Raw genomic sequence first — 21,491 nt, 5'->3', positions numbered from 1 at the left:
AAATTTATATAAAATTTAGTATAATCCAAGCTTCATTTCACATGTGTCAGTCCTTATTTAGTTGTGGCAAACACGCCACTAAGGGGCACAGAGGAAGAAACTAAATATTTTTTACAAGGAGAAACTCATGGTTACTATGAGAGATTTACTAGAATGTGGTGTGCATTTCGGTCACCAAACACGCAGATGGAACCCAAAAATGAAGAAATTCATATTTGGCGAGAGAAAAGGTATCTATATAATAGACCTACAAAAAACTATCAGATATTTTAGATATACATATAATGTTGTCAGAGACGCTGCTGCTGAGGGCAAAACTATACTATTTGTTGGTACAAAAAAACAAGCTGGTATAGCAGTAAAAGAATACGCTGAAAAATGCGGTATGCCTTATGTAAATCACAGATGGCTTGGCGGTATGATGACAAACTTTGGAACAATCAAACAATCAATAAGAAAACTTGAAGTTATCGAAGCTATGGAAGAAGATGGCTCTATAAATTTATTAACTAAAAAAGAAGCTTTGATGCTAAGACGCAAAAAAGAGAAACTACTAGACACTCTTGGCGGTATTAGAAATATGAAAAGCTTACCAGATATGATGTTTATCATCGATACAGTAAAAGAGAAAATCGCTGTTGCTGAAGCAAACAAACTAAGAATGCCAGTTGTTGCTCCAATCGATACAAACTGCGATCCAGACACTATCGACTTTCCAATCCCAGGAAATGACGATGCTATAAGAAGCGTTCAACTTTTCTGCCAAGAAATGGCTGAAGCTATCAACGAGGGTAAAGCTCTTAGAGATCAAGACGCTGCGGCTGAAGAAGTAGCTCCAGTTAGCCAAGAAGAAAAAGACGAAGTTGTAGCTGAGGCTATGAGCGAAGCTGACTTTGAGGAGCAATAATGGAAATTAGTGCAAGTATGGTAAAAGAGCTCCGCGAAAGCACCGGAGCTGGAATGATGGATTGCAAAAAAGCTTTACAAGAAGCTGAAGGCAATATGGAAAAAGCAGTTGATATATTAAGAGAAAAAGGTCTTGGCAAGGCAGCTAAAAAAGCTGACCGCCTTGCTAGCGAAGGTCTTGTAAGCGTAGTCGTAAGTAGTGATAACAAAACTGCGACTATAACTGAAATCAACTCAGAAACTGACTTTGTCGCTAAAAATGCAACATTTGTTGATCTAGTGAAAAACACAACTGTTCATGTGCAATCAAACAATATAAGCACAGTTGAAGAGCTTAAAGAAAGCTCAATAAATGGTGTTAAATTTGAAGAGTTCTTCCAAAGCCAAATCGCAACTATCGGTGAAAATTTAGTTGTAAGAAGATTTGAAACTATAAAAGCTGGAGATAAAGGCGCTGTTGCTGGATATATCCACTCAAATAGCCGCGTTGGTGTTTTGATCGGTGCTGCTTGCGATAGCGAAGAGACTGCATCAAAAATACATGAGTTTTTAAGAAACCTTTGTATGCACGCAGCTGCTATGAAACCTCAAGTTATTAGCTATAAAGAATTTGACGCTGATTTTGTCGAAAAAGAGTATTTAGCACTTAAAGGTGAGCTTGAGAAAGAAAACGAAGAGCTAGTGCGTCTTAAAAAACCACTTCACAAAATACCTGAGTTTGCAAGCCGCGCTCAACTAAACGATAGCATCATAGCTAAAGTTACTGAGCATCTAAAAGAAGAGCTTAAAAAACAAGGCAAACCAGAGCAAATTTGGGATAAAATTTTGCCAGGTCAAATCGACAGATATATCGCTGATAACACTCAACTTGACCAACGTCTTACACTTCTAGGACAATTTTATGTAATGGATGACAAAAAAACTATCGAGCAAGTTGTAGCTGATGAGGCTAAAAAACTTGGTGGTAGCATCGAAATCGTAAGCTATGTTCGTTTTGAAGTAGGCGAAGGCTTAGAGAAAAAGACTGAAGATTTTGCAGCTGAAGTAGCAGCTCAAATGGCATAATCTCATGCTAAAAGCGGTAAGCTTATCACATAAATTTGATTATCCGCTTTTTAGCGACATAAATTTAAACATACAGCCAGCTACCACCACAGCCATCACAGGCGTAAGTGGTAGTGGCAAATCCACAATCTTACATATTTTATCGACACTTCTAAAACCGCAAAGTGGAGAGGTTTTTTACAATGATAAGCCAATTTATAAGCTAAAACAAAATGAGCTTTTGAAGATTCGCAGACTTGATTTTGGTATTATTTTTCAAGCGCATTATCTTTTTAAAGGCTTTAGTGCTTATGAAAATATCGAACTTGCAAATATATTAAGTGGTCAAAAAATCGATACAAATTTACTCAAACAGCTCAAAATCGATGAGGTAATAAATCAAAAAATTGGCGAACTTAGCGGTGGACAGCAACAGCGAATTAGCATAGCAAGAGTGATGAGCAAAAAGCCACGCATAATCTTTGCTGATGAGCCTACTGGCAACCTTGATAAAGAGACCGCGAGTGAAGTCATGAACGTGATATTTGACTATGTCAAAACCCAAAATGCAGCGCTTGTTTTAGTCACTCACGATGACGCACTAGCTGCCAAATGCGACTTCAAATTTAGACTTCATGACAAAATACTAGAAAATCTAAGTTAAATTTAGCTAAATTTACAAATCATTTTTAAGTAGGGCTATGGAATTTGTAAATTATCTCGGGCAAAATAATGTAATCACATTCTTTTTGTTATTCGTGCGAACTGGCGCGCTTATGATATTTTTCCCATTTTTTAGCCATACTCAAATCCCAATCATCATCAAAACCGCACTTGCTTTTATGCTTAGTATTTTTTTATTTCCTCTTGCTAGCCCACCGCCAAATTTAGCTGATTTGCAGATAGTTTATTTGGTGCTTGAAGCTCTTAGTGAGCTTATGTTTGGGATTTGTGCTGGAGTTTTGCTTATGCTTGTTTTTGGGGCTTTGCAACTTGCTGGCGAGCAGATTTCGATGATAATGGGATTTTCCATGGCGAGCGTGATAGACCCACAAAGCGGCGTCAATACACCACTCATCTCAAATATACTAAATTTCATCGTTTTGCTTGCATTTTTGCTGTTTGATGGCCATCATATTGTTTTGCAGTTTATCGCTTATTCTTTGGAATTTATCCCGCTTGGTGGATTTTATCCAGATCAAAATTTAGTTAAATACATGGCAAAAGGCGTGATGAATCTCTTTTTATTTGGCTTTATTATCTCATTTCCTATCCTTGCACTCTCTCTTTTGGCGGATTTGATTTTTGGTATGCTTATGAAAACAATGCCACAATTTAACTTACTTGTCGTTGGATTTCCGATCAAAATCGCTATCGCTTTTATGGTTTTAACAGCTATAATTTCAGCTATTATTAAGCTTTTTACCACTCTTATGATGCAAGTGTTAAACGATATGCCGGGCTTATTTTTTTAAATAAAGCTATTAATAATAAAAAATAGCGTAAAATAATGAAAATAGTTCTTAAGGAGCCAAATATGAAAGTCACGTTGCTAAATGATAATCCAGCAGTATCTCGCTTGGTTGGTATTAGTCTTTCAAAATTAGGTTATGATTTTACAGAAGTTAATAGCCTTGAAGATATAGAGTTAGGCAATGATCTACTTATATGCGATAGCGGATTATTTGAGCCAGACGCCAATTATCATGCTTATGCAAAAAATGTTGTGTATTTGGTCCCTAGAGAACATGAAAGCTTGGATGAGCATTTTGTATTAGAAAAACCATTTTTGCCAACTGATTTTATAAATATGGTAGAAAAAGCAACACTTAAGACTACAAAACCCGATATTGACGGCTTCCAAAACATAGATGATCTAAAGCCATTAGATGGTGATAGCAATTTGGATAATAATGTCAAATTAGGAAATGAATTTGGCGAATTTCAAGATTTGAATGACGATGTATTTGGCGATCTTGATAGTAAAAATTTCAGCGATTTAAGCCTTGATGATTTAGAAGAATTCCAAGATGATGATGACGCAGATAAAGAGCTAAACGAGCTTGATCTTGATGAGCTAAATGATGAGAATTTAGAGCTTGATCACTTTGATGAAAAAGAAGAAACTAGCAAATCTTTAGATGAGCTTGAGGAGTTGCCTCAAGTTGATGAAACTATCCAAGAAGAAGAGATAGAGAAGATAGAAGATCAAAATGAAGAGCCTAAAGAAACAAGCGATGATGAAGAGGTCATGCAAGATTTAGATGAGATGAAGCTCGAAGATGAGCCAAATTTGGAAGAGTTGAATTTGGATGAAGAGCCAAGTTTAGAAGAAGAGTTAAATTTAGAAGACGAACCTGCTCTAGAAAAGAAAGATGATAGCAAAGATGATGAGCTTGGCGAGCTTAGCAATATGCTTGAAGAGATAGACAATATGGATGTAAGTGCTGAGGCGATAGAAGATGATTTGGAGTTAGATGAAGCCGAGCAAGAAGATGTGAAATTAGAAGATATGAAGCTAGAAGATTTGCCTAATCTTGAAGAGCTAAATGATGAATTAGACGAGATTGATGATTCTGACTTTGAAACCATAGACGAAGCCCCAAAAGAAGATGAAAGTATGATTAGTAGTGATTCTAAGCCAGATTTTGAGAGTTTTAAAGAGATCGAAGAGCTAGATGAAAATGATGTAAAAGTAGCTTTAAATGAAGAAGTAACGCCAAATTTAGCTCAAAAATCTGATGATATAAACGGAATAAAAAGCAGTATCGCAAAGAAGATTTCAGATGAGATATCTATGTCTTTAAACTCTAGTTCGTTAAAAGAAGTTTTAAAAGATTTAAATATCAAAATAAATATAAGTTTTGAGGAAAAGGCGTGAGTGGACAAATTTTATTACTCAGTGGGCCAAGTGGAAGTGGCAAAAGTACCTTGCTTTCAAAGCTCATGAGCGAGTTTGACAATATTTATTTTTCTATTTCAAGCACGACAAGAGCAATAAGAGATGGCGAAAAAGAGGGCGTGAATTATTATTATATCAGCGAAGAAGAGTTTAAAAACGATATAAAAGAGGGTAAATTTTTAGAGTGGGCTTGCGTACATAAAAATTATTATGGAACTAGCTTAAAGCCCGTTCAAGCCGCTTTAGAAGAAGGCAAAATCGTTATTTTTGATATAGATGTGCAAGGCTTTCATCTAGCTAAAAAGATCTATAATGACATTATAACTTCAGTTTTTGTCACTACAAAAGACAGAAATGAGCTAAAAAAACGCCTGAAATCACGCGGTACAGATAGCGATGAGGTCATCGAAAATAGGCTATTTAACGCCGCTACTGAAATGGGTCATATAGATGAGTATGATTATATCATCATCAATGAAGATTTGCAAAAGTCTTATGAGAGCTTAAAAGCGATATTCCAATCAATTGGCGTAAGAAGCGATAATTACGATATAAACGCCGTTGTAGAGAACTGGAATGTTTGCTAAATTTATAAAAATGTGTTAGAATAAATCACTAAATTTAAGGAGATAAAATGGGTAGTTTTAGTATGGGGCATTGGCTGATAGTTTTGGCTATTATTGTATTATTGTTTGGGGCTAAAAAAATTCCAGAGCTTGCAAAAGGCGTTGGTAAAGGCATAAAATCTTTCAAAAAAGAGATGGAAGATGAAACTCCAGTAGAAAAAATCGAAACCACTTCAAAAGATGCTGAGGTAAAAAATACAACTGAAACTACAAAGAACGCTTGATGAAAAACACTGTTAAAAGTGAAATTTATAATGTTTTAGAGCGTGATTTTGTCTTAGAAAAACCAAAAGACAAAAACCTAGCTCACTATGCAAGTCCGCTTGCTTTTGGGCTGGCTCGTGAGCTGAAAAAAGCTCCAGCCGTGATTGCGGCAGATTTGGCTGCTAAATTTGATAGCAATAAATTTTTTGATGTTTTTAGTGTAAATGGATATCTAAATTTCAAGCTAAATGGCGAGTTTCTGGACTCTTTGGCAAATCAGGCTTTGCAAAGCGGGGATAAATTTGGCTCAGCTAAATTTGATGAGAGTGATAGCTTATTTATCGAATATATCAGCGCCAACCCAACTGGCCCGCTTCACATAGGTCACGTTAGGGGTGCAGTTTATGGCGATACACTAGCTCGCATCGGCAAACACATCGGCAAAAATATAGCCACAGAATACTATATAAACGACGCTGGAAATCAGATAGATCTGCTTGGAGTGTCTATTAGCTTGTATGCTAAAGAGGTGCTTTTTAATGAAAGCGTGGAATATCCAGAAAAATACTATAGAGGCGAATACATAGAGCCAATTGCGAAAATGGCGTTTGAGAAATTTGGCAAAGAGATTTTTTATGATGAGAGTAGAAATTTAGAGCTTGCAGATTTTGGTAAAGACGAAGTCCTAAAAATCATCAAAAAAGATCTTGGTGACGCTGGGATTTTTATAGAGAGCTGGGCTAGCGAAAAGGCACTTTATGACAAGCTAGAGCCGACTATTGCCAAGCTTGAGCAAAGCGGCGAAATGTATAAAAAAGATGATACTGTCTATATCGCAAGCACCAAGCTTGGCGATGACAATGACAGAGTCGTCGTGCGAAATGACGGCAGACCGACATATTTGGCTGGCGACATCGTCTATCATAATGCTAAATTTGAAAAAAACTACGCAAGATATATGAATATCTGGGGCGCAGATCATCACGGATACATCGCAAGGCTTAAGGCTGCGATACGCTTCTTAGGCTATGATGAAAACAAGCTTGAAGTGATTTTGATGCAAATGGTAAGCTTGCTCAAAGACGGTAAGCCATTTAAAATGAGTAAGCGCGCTGGAACTGCTGTGCTGATGAGTGATATCCTTGCAGAGATCGGCAGCGACGCACTTAGATTTATTTTTATTTCCAAAGCAAATACAAGTAGCCTTGAGTTTGATATCGACGAGCTTAAAAAACAAGACAGCTCAAACCCGATTTTTTACATCAATTACGCTCACGCAAGGGTAAATCAAGTCTTTGCAAAAGCTGGCAAATCCCCACAAGACGTGGCAAATGCAAGCTTGGCAAATTTAGATGAAAATGGCAAAAATTTGCTATTTGAGGCACTGACTTTGCCTGAAGTGTTAGAAGATGCTTATAATTCAAGAGCACTTCACAAATTACCTGATTATCTCAAATCTCTAAGCGCAAGCTTCCATAAATTCTACAACGAAAACAGAGTAGTAGGAAGCCATAGCGAAGATGAACTACTAAAACTCTTTTCTGTCGTGGCTCTTAGCATTAGAGTGGCCCTAAATTTGATGGGTATCACTGCTAAAGACAAGATGGAACACTAAAGCTATAAAAGGCAGCCAGGCTGTCTTTTAGCCTTGTGATTAGCTCCATAAATTTATCGTCATTTGCCTTCTTAGCGTGAAAAACTATGCTTAAATCTCTGCTAAATTTGATATTTTTGATTTTGAGCGGATAGATGCCGTCTTCAAGAGCAAATTTAGGCAAAACGCTAAACAATCTCTTGCCTTTTATGGCGTTTTTTATGGCTTCAGTTGAGTTGATTTCTAAGACCACATTTATCTCCACGCCCTTTGGGATCCCAGCTAAAAATGTCTGCCTTGTGCCAGATCCATCTTCTCTCATGATCCACTCAAATCCAGCGATTTCATCGATATAAAAGCTCTTATTTGCAAAGCTTTTATCGCCACAAACCACGACTAATTCATCGTTTACAATTTTTATTTTGGTTATATTTGGGCTGGTTATATTGCTTTCTATAAGTCCTACATCACACCTATGCTCTAAGATTTCGGTGATGATTTTGTGGGTGTTTGCAATGGCAAATTTAAGGCTATACTGCCTTGCTAAATCGCCTATTAAATTTGATAAAAGATAGACGCCGACGTTTTGGCTAGAGAGTAAATTTAGTCTCAAAATCCTTGCAAATTTCATTCTTTCTTCTAGCTCTTTTATGTTTTTATACAGTGGCAAAACCTCTTCAAAAAACTGCTTGCCTTTTTGATTTGGTATCAAATTTTTACCAATTCTATCAAAAAGATTGCCATTTAATGAGCTTTCTAGCTCTTTTATTGAGTTTGAAACTGCTGATTGTGAGATGTCAAAAGACTTGGCGACTTGGCTTACGTTTTTTAATTCGTATAGCTTTAAAAAGTGTTCGATTTGCTTGATTGTCACGCCATATCCTTATATATAAAATATATGATTATAACATAAAAAATATATTTTTTATATCAAAGATTTTAAGATATAATTCCACCAAATTTAAAAGGCAAGTTATGAATAATCACAAAAATATATACAAAAAAAGGCGGTTAAACGCTTGGGCGTTTATATTTATTTTAAGCTCTATTGCTCTTGGATTGTCGTATTTACCAGCGTTTGCAGGTCTTGGGATATCTCCGCTTATCATCGCTGTTATTTTGGGCGCGATTCTTGGCAACACGGCTCATTCCACGGTCAAATTTATAGCACGTAGTGGAGTTTTAGCCATTTGCACCAAACAAATTCTCAGACTTGGCGTTATATTTTATGGTTTTAGACTTACCGTGAGCGATGCTTTGAGCGTTGGATTTGGCGGTATTATCTCAGCTTTCATAGTCGTGTTTAGCACGTTTTTGATCGGCTACTTTCTAGGTCTTAGGCTTGGGCTAGATAAAAAATCAGCAGTTTTGATAAGCTCAGGATCAAGCATTTGCGGAGCTGCAGCCGTGCTAGCTACAGAGAGCGTCACAAAAGGTGGAGCAAATAGAGTTGGCATCGCAGTTTGCACTGTGGTTGTGTTTGGGACTTTGGGAATGTTTTTGTATCCACTTGGCTTTGCTATTGGAGCTACTGGACTTAGCGAGGCGGCGGCTGGATTTATGAGTGGTATCAGCTTGCACGAAGTAGCCCACGCAGTCGCAGCTGGCAATGCCATAGGAGACAAGGCTGGCGAGATCGCAGTCATCACAAAAATGCTTAGAGTTTTGATGCTTGTGCCGTTTTTGATATTTTTATCTATTTTTAGTTTATTTTTCATAGGAGAAAAAGGCAAGGGCGGTCTAAGGGCGTCTTTTCCATACTTTGCGGTATGGTTCTTAGTCGCAGTTTTAGTCGGCTCGCTTCCATTTTTCCCACGCAGCACCTTACCTTTTATAAACTTCATAGACACGTTTTTGCTCTGCATGGCTATGGGAGCACTTGGTCTTACAATCACCAAAAACGCTCTTAAAAACGCTGGCAAAACGCCTTTTATCCTAGCGACAATACTATTTATTTGGTTGATTTTTATCGGATATATTTTAGGGAAAATATTTGGGTAGCAATACCCAAATTTATTTTTTAAGCTCTTTTAAAAACTCTTCAATATTGTATTTTGCTCTGTAAGTTTCGCTCATAAGGTGGATCATAATATCGCCAAGATCGATTACAGTCCAATCATCGCTACTTTCTACGCCTAAAAACTCCTCGCCATCAGGCTTTAGCTCTGTTTTTAGATCGTCTAAAAGTGCATAAGCGTGGCGACCTGTCAAAGTAGTAGCGATGATGACAAATTTAGCTAGATATTCCTTGCCTTGCATATCGACTACTTCGATGTTTTCGGCTTTTTTATCATCTAAAAGCTTAACTATTTTTTCTATTCTATTTTGCATTTTTTTCCTTGTAAAATTTGGTAACTTCATCTAAGATTTGGCTTGGAATTTGGTCAAATTTAAGCTCATCTCTAACTTTTGTTGAAGATATTCTAACATTTATGTTTAGTTTTTGCAAATTTGATGGCACTTCTATATCATCTCTACTTGCTACGACAAAACAAACTTCATCTTTTAACTCATCAAATTTATACCATTTTTCTAAGCTTTCTAACTGGTCTGCGCCGATGATAAGGTAGCAAATCTTTGGCTCATAAATTTGCTTAAAATGCCTTACACTTTCGATGCTAGCAACTGCTCTATTTTGCATTATTTCATAATCCGAAATCTGCACTTTTGGCAGATTTTGCCACAAGGTTTGGCACCACTTTAGACGCTCTTTTGGGCTGGCTCCAAACTGGCTTTTAAATGGATTTAGGTATGTTGGGATTACAATGAGCTTATCAATTTTTAAATTTAGCAAAGCCTCTTTTACTATGATGTCATGAGCATTATGTGGTGGGTCAAAACTTCCGCCAAAAATTGCTATATTCAATATATTTTAACCTTTTTTTTAGTAAAATTAAGCTTAATTATACCCAAAAAAGGAATAAAATGGCATTAAAAGTTGCAATCAATGGATTTGGAAGAATCGGAAGATGTGCTGCTAGAATCATTTTAAATGATCCAGCGTACGAGCTTGTGGCTATAAACGACACAGCTGAGCGTAAAATGACTAGATATTTGCTCAAATACGACACTGTGCATGGTGAATTTAATAAAGAAGTAAATGTTATAAATGATGATTATATCGATGTTGATGGAAAGAAAATAAGAGTATATAGCACTAGAGAGATAAGCGACCTTGATTTAAGTGGGGTTGATGTCGTGCTAGAATGTACTGGCAAGTTTTTGACTACTGAGAAGTGCGAAGCATACCTAAAACAAGGTGCGAAAAAGGTCGTCATGAGTGCCCCAGCTAAAGATGATACTCCGACTTTTGTACTTGGTGTAAACTCAAATATATATAACGGCGAAAAAATCATCTCAAATGCAAGCTGCACTACAAACTGTCTTGGCCCAGTAACAAGGGTTCTTGAAGATCTTTATGGTATCCAAAAAGGTCTTATGACTACAGTTCATGCCTATACAAACGGACAAAGCCTAGTAGATGTAAAATGCAGGGATTTTAGAAGAAGTAGAGCCGCAGCACAAAACATAATCCCAACAAGCACAGGCGCAGCAAAAGCTATGAAACTAGTAATGCCAAGCCTAAATGGCAAACTTCACGGTCAAAGCGTCAGAGTGCCGATAGCTAATGTTTCTATGGTGGATTTGACAGCGGTTTTGGGTAAAAGCGTGAGTAAAGAAGAGCTAAATGAAGCCTTTGTAAATGCTAGTAAAACAAGCCTAAAAGGCATTATGCTAGTTGATTTTGATGAGAGAGTAAGTAGTGATTTTTGCACTTCTAGCTACTCAAGTATCGTAGCTGCTGACCTTACTCAAGTTATCTGTGGTGATATGATAAAAATCATGGCGTGGTATGACAATGAATGGGGCTATAGCACAAGGCTTGTTGAAATGGCTAAATTTATAAGCGAGAGATAGAATGAGCGTAATAATTTCAATAAAAGATATTGAGTTTAAAGCAGGTAGCAAGGTATTTATCAGATGTGATTTTAATACGCCTATGGATGAGTTTGGCAATATAACTGACGATAGAAGAATTCGCTCAGCAATACCAACCATAAAATACGTCTTAGATCAAGGCTGCAGCGTTATCTTAGCTAGTCACTTAGGTCGCCCAAAAAACGGCTTTGAGGATAAATTTTCACTTCTTCCAGTGGCAAAACGCCTTAGCAGACTTCTTGATAGAGAGATAATTTTTGCTAGCGACGTGATAGGAAATGACGCTAAAACAAAGGCGGCAAATTTAAAGCATGGCGAAGTGATGATGCTAGAAAATTTACGCTTTGAAAAAGGCGAGACAAAAGATGATGAAAATCTAGCCAGCGAGCTTGCTAAATTTAGTGATTATTACGTAAATGACGCATTTGGCGTGTGCCATAGAGCTCACGCATCGGTTCATGCTATCACAAAACTTTATGACAACGAGCATAAAGCTGCTGGATTTTTGCTAATTAAAGAGATTGAATTCGCTCAAAATCTTATCAAGCGTCCAGCGCGTCCATTTGTAGCTGTAACTGGCGGTAGCAAGGTAAGTGGCAAGCTCCAAGCGCTTACAAACCTGCTCCCAAGAGTTGATAAACTCATCATCGGTGGTGGTATGGCGTTTACATTTTTAAAAGCAATGGGCGAAAATATCGGAAATTCGCTTCTTGAAGAAGAGCTTCTTGAAGAAGCAGCTAATATCCTTAAAAAAGGCCGTGAGCTTGGGGTTAAAATTTACTTGCCAGTCGATGTGGTAGCAGCTCAGACATTTAGCGCTGATAGTGCTATCAAATATGTCTCAACCCAAGAGATCCCAAATGGCTGGATGGGGCTTGATATAGGGCCAGCTAGCGTGAGACTTTTCCGTGAGGTTTTGAGCGATGCTCAAACTATCTGGTGGAACGGTCCTATGGGCGTTTTTGAGATGGATAAATTTAGCAAAGGTAGCATGAAAATGAGCCACGCGATCGCTGAGAGCTTTGCGACTACTGTTGTCGGCGGTGGCGATACTGCTGATGTGGTAGAGCGTGCAGGTGATGCTGATGAGATTACCTTTATCTCTACTGGCGGAGGGGCGAGTTTGGAGCTAATAGAGGGCAAAGAGCTACCAGGAGTTAAGGTTCTTTTAAAGGAAGAAGAATGATTTATGCAGCAAATTTAAAATGCAATCACACAAGAAAAAGTTTCAAAGAGTATGGAACTAAACTCTCATCAGCGTTAAACGGTGAGAGTGTTCTTGTATTTCCTCCGTTTTGCGCTTTGAGTGAAGATAAGTTTAAATTTACTCAAGGCGTGCAAAACTTTTATCCTTGCGATAATGGCTCATTTACAGGCGAAATCGGCGCTGATATGATTGATGAATTCGGTATAACTACAGTTCTTATCGGTCATAGCGAAAGAAGAGCTTTAGGGGAAAGTGACGTGCTTTTAAAGGCTAAATTTGACTTTGCAAAATCAAAAAATTGGGACATCATCTACTGTATCGGCGAAGATGATATCACTCACATGAATGGCTCTACAAAGGAGTTTTTAAGCGAGCAGTTAGAAAATATCGATTTAGAATATGAAAATTTAATCATCGCTTATGAGCCGATTTGGGCTATTGGCACAGGCAAAAGTGCAAGCGTGGAAGTCATAAGTGGCGTTTTGGAGTTTATGTCTAGCAAGTGTAACGCACCGCTTTTATACGGTGGAAGCGTCAATGAAAAAAATATATCTGATATAAGCCAAATTCCAAACTGCGATGGCGTTTTGGTCGGCACTGCGAGCTGGGACGTGGAAAATTTCATCAAACTAATCAAAGCTTAAAAAGGAAAATTTATGATAATGAATGGCAAAAAGGGGTTAATAGTCGGCGTTGCAAATAAAATGAGTATCGCCTATGGTATCGCAAAAGCTTGCAAGGATCAAGGTGCCCAGCTTGCTTTTACATTTTTAAATGACGCTATCAAAAAACGTGTCGAGCCAATCGCTAGTGAGCTTGGAAGTGAGCTTATATATGAGCTTGACGTGAATAACAAAGAGCATTTGGACAGCTTGGCTGATAAGATTAAAGCTGATTTTGGCGAGATAGATTTCGTCGTGCATGCTGTGGCTTACGCACCAAAAGAAGCACTTGAGGGTGAGTTTATCAACACTACAAAAGAGGCTTTTGATATCGCGATGGGAACTAGCGTGTTTTCACTTATTAGCCTTACAAGGGCGGTTTTACCAGTGTTAAAAGATGGTGGCTCTATTCTTACTCTAACTTATCTTGGTGGGCCAAAATTTGTTCCACATTACAACGTAATGGGCGTAGCCAAAGCCGCTCTTGAAAGTAGTGTTCGCTACCTAGCTCACGACCTTGGCAAGCAAAATATCCGTGTAAATGCCATAAGCGCAGGACCTATCAAGACTTTAGCTGCTAGTGGAATCGGTGATTTTAGAATGATTTTGAAATGGAATGAGTGCAACGCACCGCTAAAAAGAAATGTAGGCACCGAAGATGTGGGCAAAAGTGGAATGTATCTGCTAAGCGACCTTGCTAGCGGCGTGACTGGAGAGGTGCATTACGTGGACGCTGGATACAATATAATGGGTATGGGCGACGCAGTAAGCGACAGTGAGGGCAACACAGTCTTAGCGTGGGATTTAGAAACAAAATAGCGATTAATTATCGCTATTTCTTATAATTTCAGGTTCGCCAAATAGTCTTGAAAGCTCTTTTATATTTGATTTTATATTGGAGCTTTCATCGTTTTTGATATTATCTAAGCTGATTTTAGCTGGTTCTTTTGCTGGTGTATTTTGCAAATTTGCTTCTAAATTTACTGGCTTTATTTCTTCGCTGCTTACTTCTAAATTTGCAGGTTCTATATCTTTTTTATTTACTTCTAAATTTGTAGACGTTGCCAAAAGCTTTTGCATAGCGTCGTTTACTTTTTCTTCATTTGTCTTTGGGGTATCATCAGCTTTTTTGATTTGGATTTTGGCGGTTTGACTAAATGATTTTTTGAGAATTTCCATGATTATCTTAGATGATTTTCTCAAGATCTCTTGATTTTGCCCGCTTGCACTTGAGCTTAAAACAAGTGTACCATCTTTGTATTCCACAAACTCTATGCACTCATCAAAGCACTTTCCAAGCTCATAATCTCTATCATAAATCCCAGCTACAAACATCTCATAAGGAGATTTTTGGGCTGGTTTTTGAGGTATTATTTGGGCTGGTTTTGGTGTTAAAACGCTGCTTATAGAAGTCGTTTTTGGAGCTAAATTTTCATTGATAGCGTCGTTTATATCTGTTAGATTAAATGCTTCAAGCATCATAAATAACGCTACATAAAGGGTAAATTCAGGGTCACTGCCAAGACTTAGCATACTTTTTGCTTCTGATAAAACTCTAAAAAATCTCTCAAAAACAAGCAAACTAAACTCTGAATTTTGGTTGATAAATTTATCTTTCAAATTTATTATAAGCTCGTCTATGATGAGCTCTGCGTCGCTACCACTAAGCTCTCTTAAAAGTGCTAAAAGCTCGTTTTTATCTCTTGAAGATATGACATTTATGATTTTTTCTATCTGGTCTGGATCAAGGAGGCCAAGCATATCAGTGACTGCTTTTTGGGTGACTGACTCACGTGAGAATATGATGGCTTGATCAAGCAAAGTCAGAGTATCTCTAAGGCTTCCAGAACCACTTCTTGAAAGGATTTCAAGTGCTTTTGGCTCAAAAGGAATACCCTCTTTATTCATAATAAACTCAAGGTGCTTGACAATGTCATTTTTGCTTATAGGCTTAAATCTAAAGTGCTGTGTCCTTGAAAGTATGGTCGCTGGAAGCTTGAGCGGATCAGTTGTCGCAAGGATAAATTTGACATATTCTGGTGGCTCTTCGAGGGTTTTTAGAAGAGCGTTAAATGCTTCACGAGTAAGCATATGAACTTCATCTATGATAAATATCTTAAATCTAGCACTTGATGGAGAGTATTTGGTGTGTTCTATAAGCTCTCTTATATCGTCGATTTTGCGGTGGCTTGCGGCGTCCATTTCGATGATATCCATATGGCGACCTTCGTTTGCCATTTTGCAGTTTTCGCAAGTCTCACATGGATGAGCACTCACTCCAGCTTCACACAGCAACGCCTTAGCAAATATCCTAGCACTGCTTGTCTTGCCACTTCCTCTAAGCCCAGAAAAAAGGTAAGCATGACCGAGTCTGCCTGAGTTTAGTGCGTGAGATAAACTACTAGCTACGATATCTTGACCGATAAGCTCATCAAAGCTTTTTGGGCGATATTTGAGTGCTAAGGCTTTCAAGCTAAATCCTAATCGTTCATACTATTTAATAGCTCATCATTGCTTTTTGTTTTTAGCATTTTTGAGTATAGGAATTTGAGTGCTTCTATGTCTTCCATTGTCGCTATAACGTTTCTTATAGCCCAAATTTTACCAAGATTATCACGTCCTTGAAGAAGTTCATCTTTTCTAGTTCCTGATTTGAGGATATTAATAGCTGGATAAATTCTTCTATCGGAGATATTTCTATCAAGCACGATTTCGCTATTTCCTGTGCCTTTAAACTCTTCAAAAATCACATCGTCCATACGTGAGCCTGTGTCTATAAGAGCAGTTGCCACGATAGTAAGACTTCCGCCGTTTTCGATGTTTCTAGCGGCTCCAAAGAAGCGTTTTGGCTTGTGAAGTGCGTTTGCATCCACGCCACCACTTAGTACTTTACCGCTGCTTGGAGTGACTGTATTGTATGCGCGCGCCAAGCGGGTGATACTATCAAGCAAGATGACTACATCTTTGCCCATTTCGACTGTTCTTTTTGCTTTTTCGATGACAAGCTCAGCGACGCGAACGTGGTTGATAGCTGGAAGATCAAAAGTTGAGCTAAATACCTCGCCATGGACTGATCTTTGCATATCAGTGACCTCTTCAGGACGCTCATCGATAAGCAAAACCATAAGCTCTACTTCTGGGTGATTTTTGGCTATTCCGTGAGCTAATTCTTTCATAAGCTCGGTTTTACCAGTTCTTGGAGGGGCGACGATGAGTCCACGCTGACCCTTGCCAATAGGTGTGAAAAGATCTAGAACTCTACCAGTGAGCTTCATTGGATCGTATTCTAATTTTAGTTTTTGAGTAGGGAAAATAGGTGTTAGATTGTCAAAAAGTGGTCTTTCTTTGGCTTCTTGGATAGATTTATAGTTTATTGCTTCAATCTTTAAAAGAGCGTAATATTTTTCTTGCTCTCTTGGCTCACGAACTTGTCCTGTGATGATGTCGCCCACACGAAGGGCAAATTTTTTGATTTGGCTTAGGCTTACGTAAGTATCGTTTGCTGAATCGCTTAAATTTGCATCAGTCGCCCTTAAAAAGCCATAACCATCTGGGACGATTTCTAAAATACCTGTAAAAAGTATGAAACCGCCTTGTTTGGTTTGAGCTTTTAGTATCTCAAACACAAGCTCTTGACGGCGAAATTCGCGTGGATTTTCGACGCCAACTTCATCAGCGATAAATACCAAACTATCAAGGTCAAGTTGTCTTAATTCTTCGATTTTGTAACCATCTACAGGGATATGTGTGCGAGTGTGTTGTTTTCTACCATTTGAAGCATTTGCATGCCCGTTTTGCTCTTTGACATTGTCTTTATTTTCCATTAAACCTCTTTAAAATTTGTGATAATACGCAGTCACAATGAATAGTGTTATGTAGTTTTAATTTTGAGATTTTATACAAATTTTATAAACTTGTCAAGAAATCTAAAATTTAAACTGCTTAAATTCGCAATCTTAAATCTTAGATTTTATTTTTAATCTTAAAAATTATTTATACTCATACCACCCAAAGAGCGATTTATCCATATCTAAGCCTGAAATTTGAGCTAAATCCATGCTATCAAGACTAAAATCAAAAATATTTATATTTTCGATCATTCTGCTTTTTTTGGTGGTTTTTGGGATCGCGATTATATTGTTTTGTATCAAAAATCTAAGTCCTATTTGGGCTACTGTTTTTCCATATTTTTTACCTATTTGGCTTAAAATTTCATTTTTGAAAAACCCATTTTTGCCATTTGCAAATGGACTCCAAGCTTCTAAAATAGTGTTTTTAGATACTTTTTGTAAATCTTTTTGTTGGGTAAAAACGTGAGCTTCTACTTGATTTATGGCGGGTAATATTTCTACGTTTTGTATAAATTCCATATATTTTTTAGCGCTAAAATTTGAAATACCAATAGCTCTTACAATGCCCTTTTTATGGACTTCTTCCATAGCTTTATACATCTGTAATGAGTCGCTAAAATCCCAGTGTAAAAGCAAGAGATCAAGCTGGTCTAAGCCTAGTTTTTTCATAGATAAATTTACGCTCTCTATGCTTTGCTTGTATGACATATTTGAAGATAATTTGGTGGTTATAAAAAGCTCATTTCTTGGTATTTGAGCGCGTTTTAGTGCTACGCCTATCTCGCTTTCGTTATGGTACATTTGGGCTGTATCGATGAGTCTGTAGCCTACTTCTAGGGCTTCAAGTGTGCAAGAAGTCGCTTCATCACCTGTGATTTTATATGTCCCATAGCCTAAAATAGGCATTTTCACGCCATTATTTAAGACTATATTTGGGATTTGCTCTTTATTAGCGGCAAATAAATTTGAGTTCATGATCGCCAGCCCTCCTGCAAATTTGGTTAAATTTAGCATAAATTCTCTTCTGCTTTGCATTTTATACTCCTAAATTTTGAAATATTATACGATAAAAGTAAAAAATATCGTTAGAATGATAGTCCAAATTTCTTGCCTAATTCTACAAAAGTAGTTTTTAAAATTTATTTGTGACAAAATTAGAACAAATTATTTTTTATATTAAGCGATATTTTTATATAATCAGCTAAATTTAAAAGTTGGATTTTATGGGTAAATTTAAATGTCTTCACTGCAAGGGCGTCTTTGATGATAGCGGTATCATCAAAGACGGGCTTGGAAATGAGTTTTGCTGCAATGGCTGTAAGAATGTTTATGGATTTTTAAACTCAAATGGGCTTGGCGAGTTTTATGAGAGGCTTGGCAAGGAAAACCACGTAAAAGCCAGTGTTTCAAGCTTTGAAAATGTAGATAATTTCTATAAAAATTATGTCAAAAGTGATGGGGAGCTTAGCGAAATTTATCTCATCATAGACGGGATTCACTGCTCAGCTTGCGTGTGGCTAAATGAAAAAGTCCTTGCAAACACTGCTGGCGTCACCGAAATATCCATAAATGCCGCTACAAACAAAGCTCAGATCAAGTGGGACGATAGCACGATTAAGCTCATAGAAATCCTCAATTTAATCAAATCAATTGGCTACAATCCAGTCCCATACGACCCAAACAAAGCAGAGGCTAGAGCCAGCGCAAAGCGGCGTGAGTTTTATGCAAAGATGCTTGTGGGCGTGTTTTGCACGATGAATATAATGTGGGTGGCGATCGCACTTTATGGCGGATATTTTAGCGGAATGAGTAAAGAAATCAAAGATATCTTGCATTTTGCTGAGTTTGTGCTGGCAAGTCCGGTGCTATTTTACACTGGAAGTGAGTTTTTCCGCTCAGCTTACGTGGGGCTAAAAAACAAAACTGTAGGCATGGATCTAAGCGTGGCAGCTGGGGCGAGTATAGCTTATATTTACTCAGTTTATGCGATGCTTAGCAGGAATGGTGAGGTGTATTTCGACTCAGTGGCGATGATAATCACCTTTGTTTTTATAGGTAAATTTCTTGAAGTAATAAGCAAAAAAAAGGCGATCGATAGCCTTGATAGCCTTAGCTCAATGCTAGTAAACGAAGTGAGTGTAAAAGTAGGAAACTCTTATGAGCTAAGAAGCGTAAATGACGTGAGGCTAGGTGATATCATCATCGTAAGAGCAGGAGAAAGAGTGCTGATAGATGGGGTCGTGGTAGCTGGAGCTGGGAGCTTTGATTATTCTAGTTTGAGTGGTGAGAGTTTGCCTGTGCTTTTAGCTCCAAAGGGTGTGATAACAAGCGGCGCGATATGCTTGGACGGGAGCTTGGAGTATGAAGTCACTACTAGCTTTGAGGCCTCAATGCTAAGCAAAATCATCGCTTTATTAGAGAGTGCAAGTCTAAAAAAACCAAATATCGAAAAAATGGCAAATCAAATTTCAGCTAAATTTTCTCTTACCATACTTGCTCTTGGTTTGCTTACATTTTTGTTTTGGGCTTTTAGTACAGGCGTCTCAAACGCCATTATAATCGCTGTTTCAGTCATCATCATCGCTTGTCCTTGTGCCTTGTCTCTAGCCACGCCGGTTGCGACTTTAGTCGGTCTTGGGGTAGGGCTAAAAAAGGGAATCGTCTTTAAAGAAGCTAAAATCATAGAAAGCCTTGCAAAGTGCCAAACTATTGTCTTTGATAAGACTGGAACACTTTCAAAATCAAAGCTAAAAGTGGTAAAAGCGACCAAATTTGATGAGTTTGATATGAGTCTGCTTTATTCGCTTCTTAGCGTTTCGACTCATCCTATTTCTAAGGCTGTGATGAGTAGTTTGGACGCTGAAATTTACGAGCTAAAAGATGTGCAAAACATTGTAGGCAAAGGCGTTAGCGCTAGGTATAAAAATCAAGCTCTAAAAGGTGGAAGCGTGGATTTTATGTCTGGGTTTGAGTTTAGCAGTGATAATTCGCTATATTGCTTTAGCATAGATGAGAAAGTCGTGGCTGTCTTTGAGCTAGCAGATGAGCTAAGAAGCGAAGCAAAAGATGTGATCTCCTCGCTAAAAGCAAATAAATTTAAGGTAATAATGCTAACAGGAGACAATGAAAAAGTCGCTTCAAAAGTGGCTAATGAGCTTGGTATTAGCGAGTTTTACTACTCAAAAGATCCGCTCCAAAAGGCTACAATCGTAAAAGAGCTAAACGACAAATCGCCAGTCGTGATGGTAGGAGATGGGATAAATGATGCAGTGGCTTTAAGTAGTGCGAGTGTGGGGATAAGCCTTGGAAGTGGAGCAGCTTTGAGTGTGGAGAGAAGCGATGTGGTGCTTCTAAATGATGATTTAAACTCGCTCAAAAACGCTATTTTACTCTCAAAAATGACACTCCAAACAGTCAAACAAAATCTTGCTTTCTCGCTTGTTTATAATGCCGTGACTGTGCCTCTAGCTATGGCTGGATTTATTATACCATTATTTGCAGCGATTTCTATGTCGCTAAGCTCGATCATAGTGGTGATAAACTCAGCTGCTTTGAGAGTTAAATTTAAAGGATAAAAATGGGTGCAATAATCGCAATAATGCTGGGAATTTCGACTTTGCTTGGAGCTTTAGCTCTTTTTGGCTTGCTTTGGGGGATAAAAAGTAGACAGTTTGATGATTATTCTAAGTTTCTTGATGGAACGAAATTTGATAGTGAAGACGCACTAAATGATGCTTATAATATGGAAAAACGAAAAGAAGAGATACTGAAGAAAAAATCAGGTGGTTATCGCCCACCTGATTAAGTTTTGAATTATTTCAAAGTTGAGATGTAGTCATTGACTGCAGCCATGTCAGCGTCGCTTAATGGAGCCATTTGACCTTTCATGATTCCACCCATACCAACTTTGCCTTTACCGCCGTTTAGAGAGCCGTCTTTGTAAGCTTTCATATCAGCTAGACGAGTAGCAGCATCGATCTCAGTAAGTACTGGAACTTTGTTTAGGTATTTTTTCTCAGCTTTTTGACCGTGGCAAACAGCACATTTTTTGAAGATTGTTGCGCCATCAGCAGCGAAAACTGAACTACATGCTAAAGCAGCGATTGCTGAAATAATTAACATTTTTTTCATTTTTAATCCTTTTGCAAAAAAATAATGCTGTATTATAATGGTAATAATCTGAATTTGTGATAAATTTTTATAAGTATTTGGTGGGACTAGCCCACCAGTAAGTTATTTTAGAGTTGAGATGTAGTCGTTTACTGCAGCCATATCAGCTTCGCTTAGGCTAGCCATTTGACCTTTCATAACTGCACCCATGTTGAATTTGCCTTTGCCACCATTTATAGTGCCAGCTTTGTACTCTTTCATTAGAGCAAGTCTCTCAGCAGCATCAACGCTAACTAAAGCTGGAACTTTGTTTAGATAAACTTTTTCAGCTTTTGCACCATGACAGGCTTTACATTTGTTAAATAGTGTAGCACCATCAGCGCTAAAAGCAGCAGAACAAGCAAAAGCAACTAAAGCTGAAGCAAATAAAACTTTTTTCATAATTA

The 21,491-nt window shown here is 37.8% G+C and carries 23 protein-coding genes; 15 read left to right on the top strand and 8 right to left on the bottom strand.

Translation table 11 applies throughout. The annotated features are described in order from the left end of the window. The first annotated feature begins 127 nt into the window (after window positions 1–127). From rpsB to argS, 8 genes are all read left to right on the top strand, one after another. Window positions 128–907, top strand: coding sequence for a 30S ribosomal protein S2 (gene rpsB, locus CIG1485E_RS07195; RefSeq protein WP_038454992.1), 780 nt, complete (start codon window positions 128–130; stop codon window positions 905–907). Next, window positions 907–1,971: a translation elongation factor Ts gene (tsf, locus tag CIG1485E_RS07190; RefSeq protein WP_038454990.1), complete on the top strand. Its 1,065-nt coding sequence runs from the start codon at window positions 907–909 to the stop codon at window positions 1,969–1,971. The genes rpsB and tsf overlap by 1 nt, the downstream gene beginning before the upstream one ends. A gap of 4 nt (window positions 1,972–1,975) precedes the next feature. Then, a complete protein-coding gene (locus tag CIG1485E_RS07185; protein WP_038454988.1) occupies window positions 1,976–2,614 on the top strand; it encodes an ABC transporter ATP-binding protein in 639 nt (212 codons plus the stop codon). A gap of 37 nt (window positions 2,615–2,651) precedes the next feature. After that, window positions 2,652–3,425: a flagellar biosynthetic protein FliR gene (gene fliR, locus CIG1485E_RS07180; protein WP_038454986.1), complete on the top strand. Its 774-nt coding sequence runs from the start codon at window positions 2,652–2,654 to the stop codon at window positions 3,423–3,425. Between the two features lie 62 nt (window positions 3,426–3,487). Further along, on the top strand, window positions 3,488–4,831 hold the full coding sequence (locus CIG1485E_RS07175) for a hypothetical protein (RefSeq protein ID WP_038454984.1): 1,344 nt from the start codon (window positions 3,488–3,490) through the stop codon (window positions 4,829–4,831). Beyond that, window positions 4,828–5,439: a guanylate kinase gene (gene gmk / locus CIG1485E_RS07170; protein ID WP_038454982.1), complete on the top strand. Its 612-nt coding sequence runs from the start codon at window positions 4,828–4,830 to the stop codon at window positions 5,437–5,439. The genes CIG1485E_RS07175 and gmk overlap by 4 nt, the downstream gene beginning before the upstream one ends. Before the next feature lie 47 nt (window positions 5,440–5,486). Then, complete coding sequence (gene tatA, locus CIG1485E_RS07165) at window positions 5,487–5,702, top strand: twin-arginine translocase TatA/TatE family subunit (RefSeq protein WP_038454980.1); 216 nt, start codon at window positions 5,487–5,489, stop codon at window positions 5,700–5,702. Continuing rightward, entirely contained in the window at window positions 5,702–7,297 is a 1,596-nt protein-coding gene (gene argS / locus CIG1485E_RS07160) for an arginine--tRNA ligase (protein ID WP_038454978.1), read from the top strand. Before tatA ends, argS begins: the two co-directional genes overlap by 1 nt. Here argS and CIG1485E_RS07155 read toward each other — a convergent pair. After that, a complete protein-coding gene (locus tag CIG1485E_RS07155) occupies window positions 7,275–8,150 on the bottom strand; it encodes a LysR family transcriptional regulator (RefSeq protein ID WP_038454976.1) in 876 nt (291 codons plus the stop codon). The two genes, argS and CIG1485E_RS07155, sit on opposite strands and share 23 nt — an antisense overlap. 101 nt (window positions 8,151–8,251) lie before the next feature. Here CIG1485E_RS07155 and CIG1485E_RS07150 point away from each other — a divergent pair, with 101 nt between their 5' ends. Further along, window positions 8,252–9,277 (top strand): YeiH family protein, encoded by a 1,026-nt coding sequence (locus CIG1485E_RS07150; RefSeq protein WP_051870950.1) that lies wholly within the window; start codon window positions 8,252–8,254, stop codon window positions 9,275–9,277. Window positions 9,278–9,289: 12 nt separating this feature from the next. On the opposite strand, the gene rsfS is transcribed toward CIG1485E_RS07150, so the two are convergent. Further along, the gene (rsfS, locus tag CIG1485E_RS07145) at window positions 9,290–9,607 is read right to left on the bottom strand and encodes a ribosome silencing factor (RefSeq protein ID WP_038454974.1); all 318 of its coding nucleotides are present in this window, start codon (window positions 9,605–9,607) and stop codon (window positions 9,290–9,292) included. After that, window positions 9,597–10,142: a nicotinate (nicotinamide) nucleotide adenylyltransferase gene (nadD, locus tag CIG1485E_RS07140; RefSeq protein ID WP_038454972.1), complete on the bottom strand. Its 546-nt coding sequence runs from the start codon at window positions 10,140–10,142 to the stop codon at window positions 9,597–9,599. The genes rsfS and nadD overlap by 11 nt, the downstream gene beginning before the upstream one ends. 59 nt (window positions 10,143–10,201) lie before the next feature. Between nadD and gap the strand changes: the two genes are divergently transcribed. Genes gap through fabI form a run of 4 tightly spaced genes read left to right on the top strand, consistent with a single transcriptional unit; the run spans window position 10,202 to window position 13,903 of the window. Beyond that, entirely contained in the window at window positions 10,202–11,194 is a 993-nt protein-coding gene (gene gap / locus CIG1485E_RS07135) for a type I glyceraldehyde-3-phosphate dehydrogenase (RefSeq protein ID WP_038454970.1), read from the top strand. A gap of 1 nt (window position 11,195) precedes the next feature. Then, window positions 11,196–12,401, top strand: coding sequence for a phosphoglycerate kinase (locus CIG1485E_RS07130; protein WP_038454968.1), 1,206 nt, complete (start codon window positions 11,196–11,198; stop codon window positions 12,399–12,401). After that, window positions 12,398–13,066, top strand: a complete 669-nt coding sequence (locus tag CIG1485E_RS07125; RefSeq protein ID WP_038454966.1) for a triose-phosphate isomerase — start codon at window positions 12,398–12,400, stop codon at window positions 13,064–13,066. The genes CIG1485E_RS07130 and CIG1485E_RS07125 overlap by 4 nt, the downstream gene beginning before the upstream one ends. Window positions 13,067–13,078: 12 nt before the next feature. Further along, entirely contained in the window at window positions 13,079–13,903 is an 825-nt protein-coding gene (fabI, locus tag CIG1485E_RS07120; RefSeq protein WP_038454965.1) for an enoyl-ACP reductase FabI, read from the top strand. A 3-nt stretch (window positions 13,904–13,906) separates the two neighbouring features. Here fabI and CIG1485E_RS07115 read toward each other — a convergent pair whose 3' ends face one another. From CIG1485E_RS07115 to CIG1485E_RS07105, 3 genes are all read right to left on the bottom strand, one after another. Continuing rightward, complete coding sequence (locus CIG1485E_RS07115) at window positions 13,907–15,556, bottom strand: DNA polymerase III subunit gamma/tau (RefSeq protein WP_038454964.1); 1,650 nt, start codon at window positions 15,554–15,556, stop codon at window positions 13,907–13,909. A gap of 8 nt (window positions 15,557–15,564) precedes the next feature. Next, window positions 15,565–16,908, bottom strand: coding sequence for a transcription termination factor Rho (rho, locus tag CIG1485E_RS07110; protein WP_038454962.1), 1,344 nt, complete (start codon window positions 16,906–16,908; stop codon window positions 15,565–15,567). 165 nt (window positions 16,909–17,073) lie between these two features. Continuing rightward, window positions 17,074–17,970: an aldo/keto reductase gene (locus tag CIG1485E_RS07105; RefSeq protein ID WP_235183846.1), complete on the bottom strand. Its 897-nt coding sequence runs from the start codon at window positions 17,968–17,970 to the stop codon at window positions 17,074–17,076. Window positions 17,971–18,158: 188 nt separating this feature from the next. Between CIG1485E_RS07105 and CIG1485E_RS07100 the strand changes: the two genes are divergently transcribed. Further along, window positions 18,159–20,510: a heavy metal translocating P-type ATPase gene (locus tag CIG1485E_RS07100; protein WP_038454960.1), complete on the top strand. Its 2,352-nt coding sequence runs from the start codon at window positions 18,159–18,161 to the stop codon at window positions 20,508–20,510. Window positions 20,511–20,512: 2 nt separating this feature from the next. Continuing rightward, window positions 20,513–20,740: a cbb3-type cytochrome oxidase assembly protein CcoS gene (gene ccoS, locus CIG1485E_RS07095; RefSeq protein ID WP_038454958.1), complete on the top strand. Its 228-nt coding sequence runs from the start codon at window positions 20,513–20,515 to the stop codon at window positions 20,738–20,740. Between the two features lie 8 nt (window positions 20,741–20,748). Here ccoS and CIG1485E_RS07090 read toward each other — a convergent pair whose 3' ends face one another. Both CIG1485E_RS07090 and CIG1485E_RS07085 read right to left on the bottom strand, forming a co-directional pair. Beyond that, on the bottom strand, window positions 20,749–21,066 hold the full coding sequence (locus tag CIG1485E_RS07090) for a c-type cytochrome (protein ID WP_038454957.1): 318 nt from the start codon (window positions 21,064–21,066) through the stop codon (window positions 20,749–20,751). Window positions 21,067–21,168: 102 nt separating this feature from the next. Beyond that, window positions 21,169–21,486, bottom strand: a complete 318-nt coding sequence (locus CIG1485E_RS07085) for a c-type cytochrome (RefSeq protein WP_038454955.1) — start codon at window positions 21,484–21,486, stop codon at window positions 21,169–21,171. Window positions 21,487–21,491 lie beyond the last annotated feature (5 nt).

This window comes from Campylobacter iguaniorum (assembly GCF_000736415.1).
Lineage (GTDB): Bacteria > Campylobacterota > Campylobacteria > Campylobacterales > Campylobacteraceae > Campylobacter > Campylobacter iguaniorum.
Note: the sequence above shows the minus strand (reverse complement) of the source record. Positions and strands in the feature narration are given on the sequence as shown.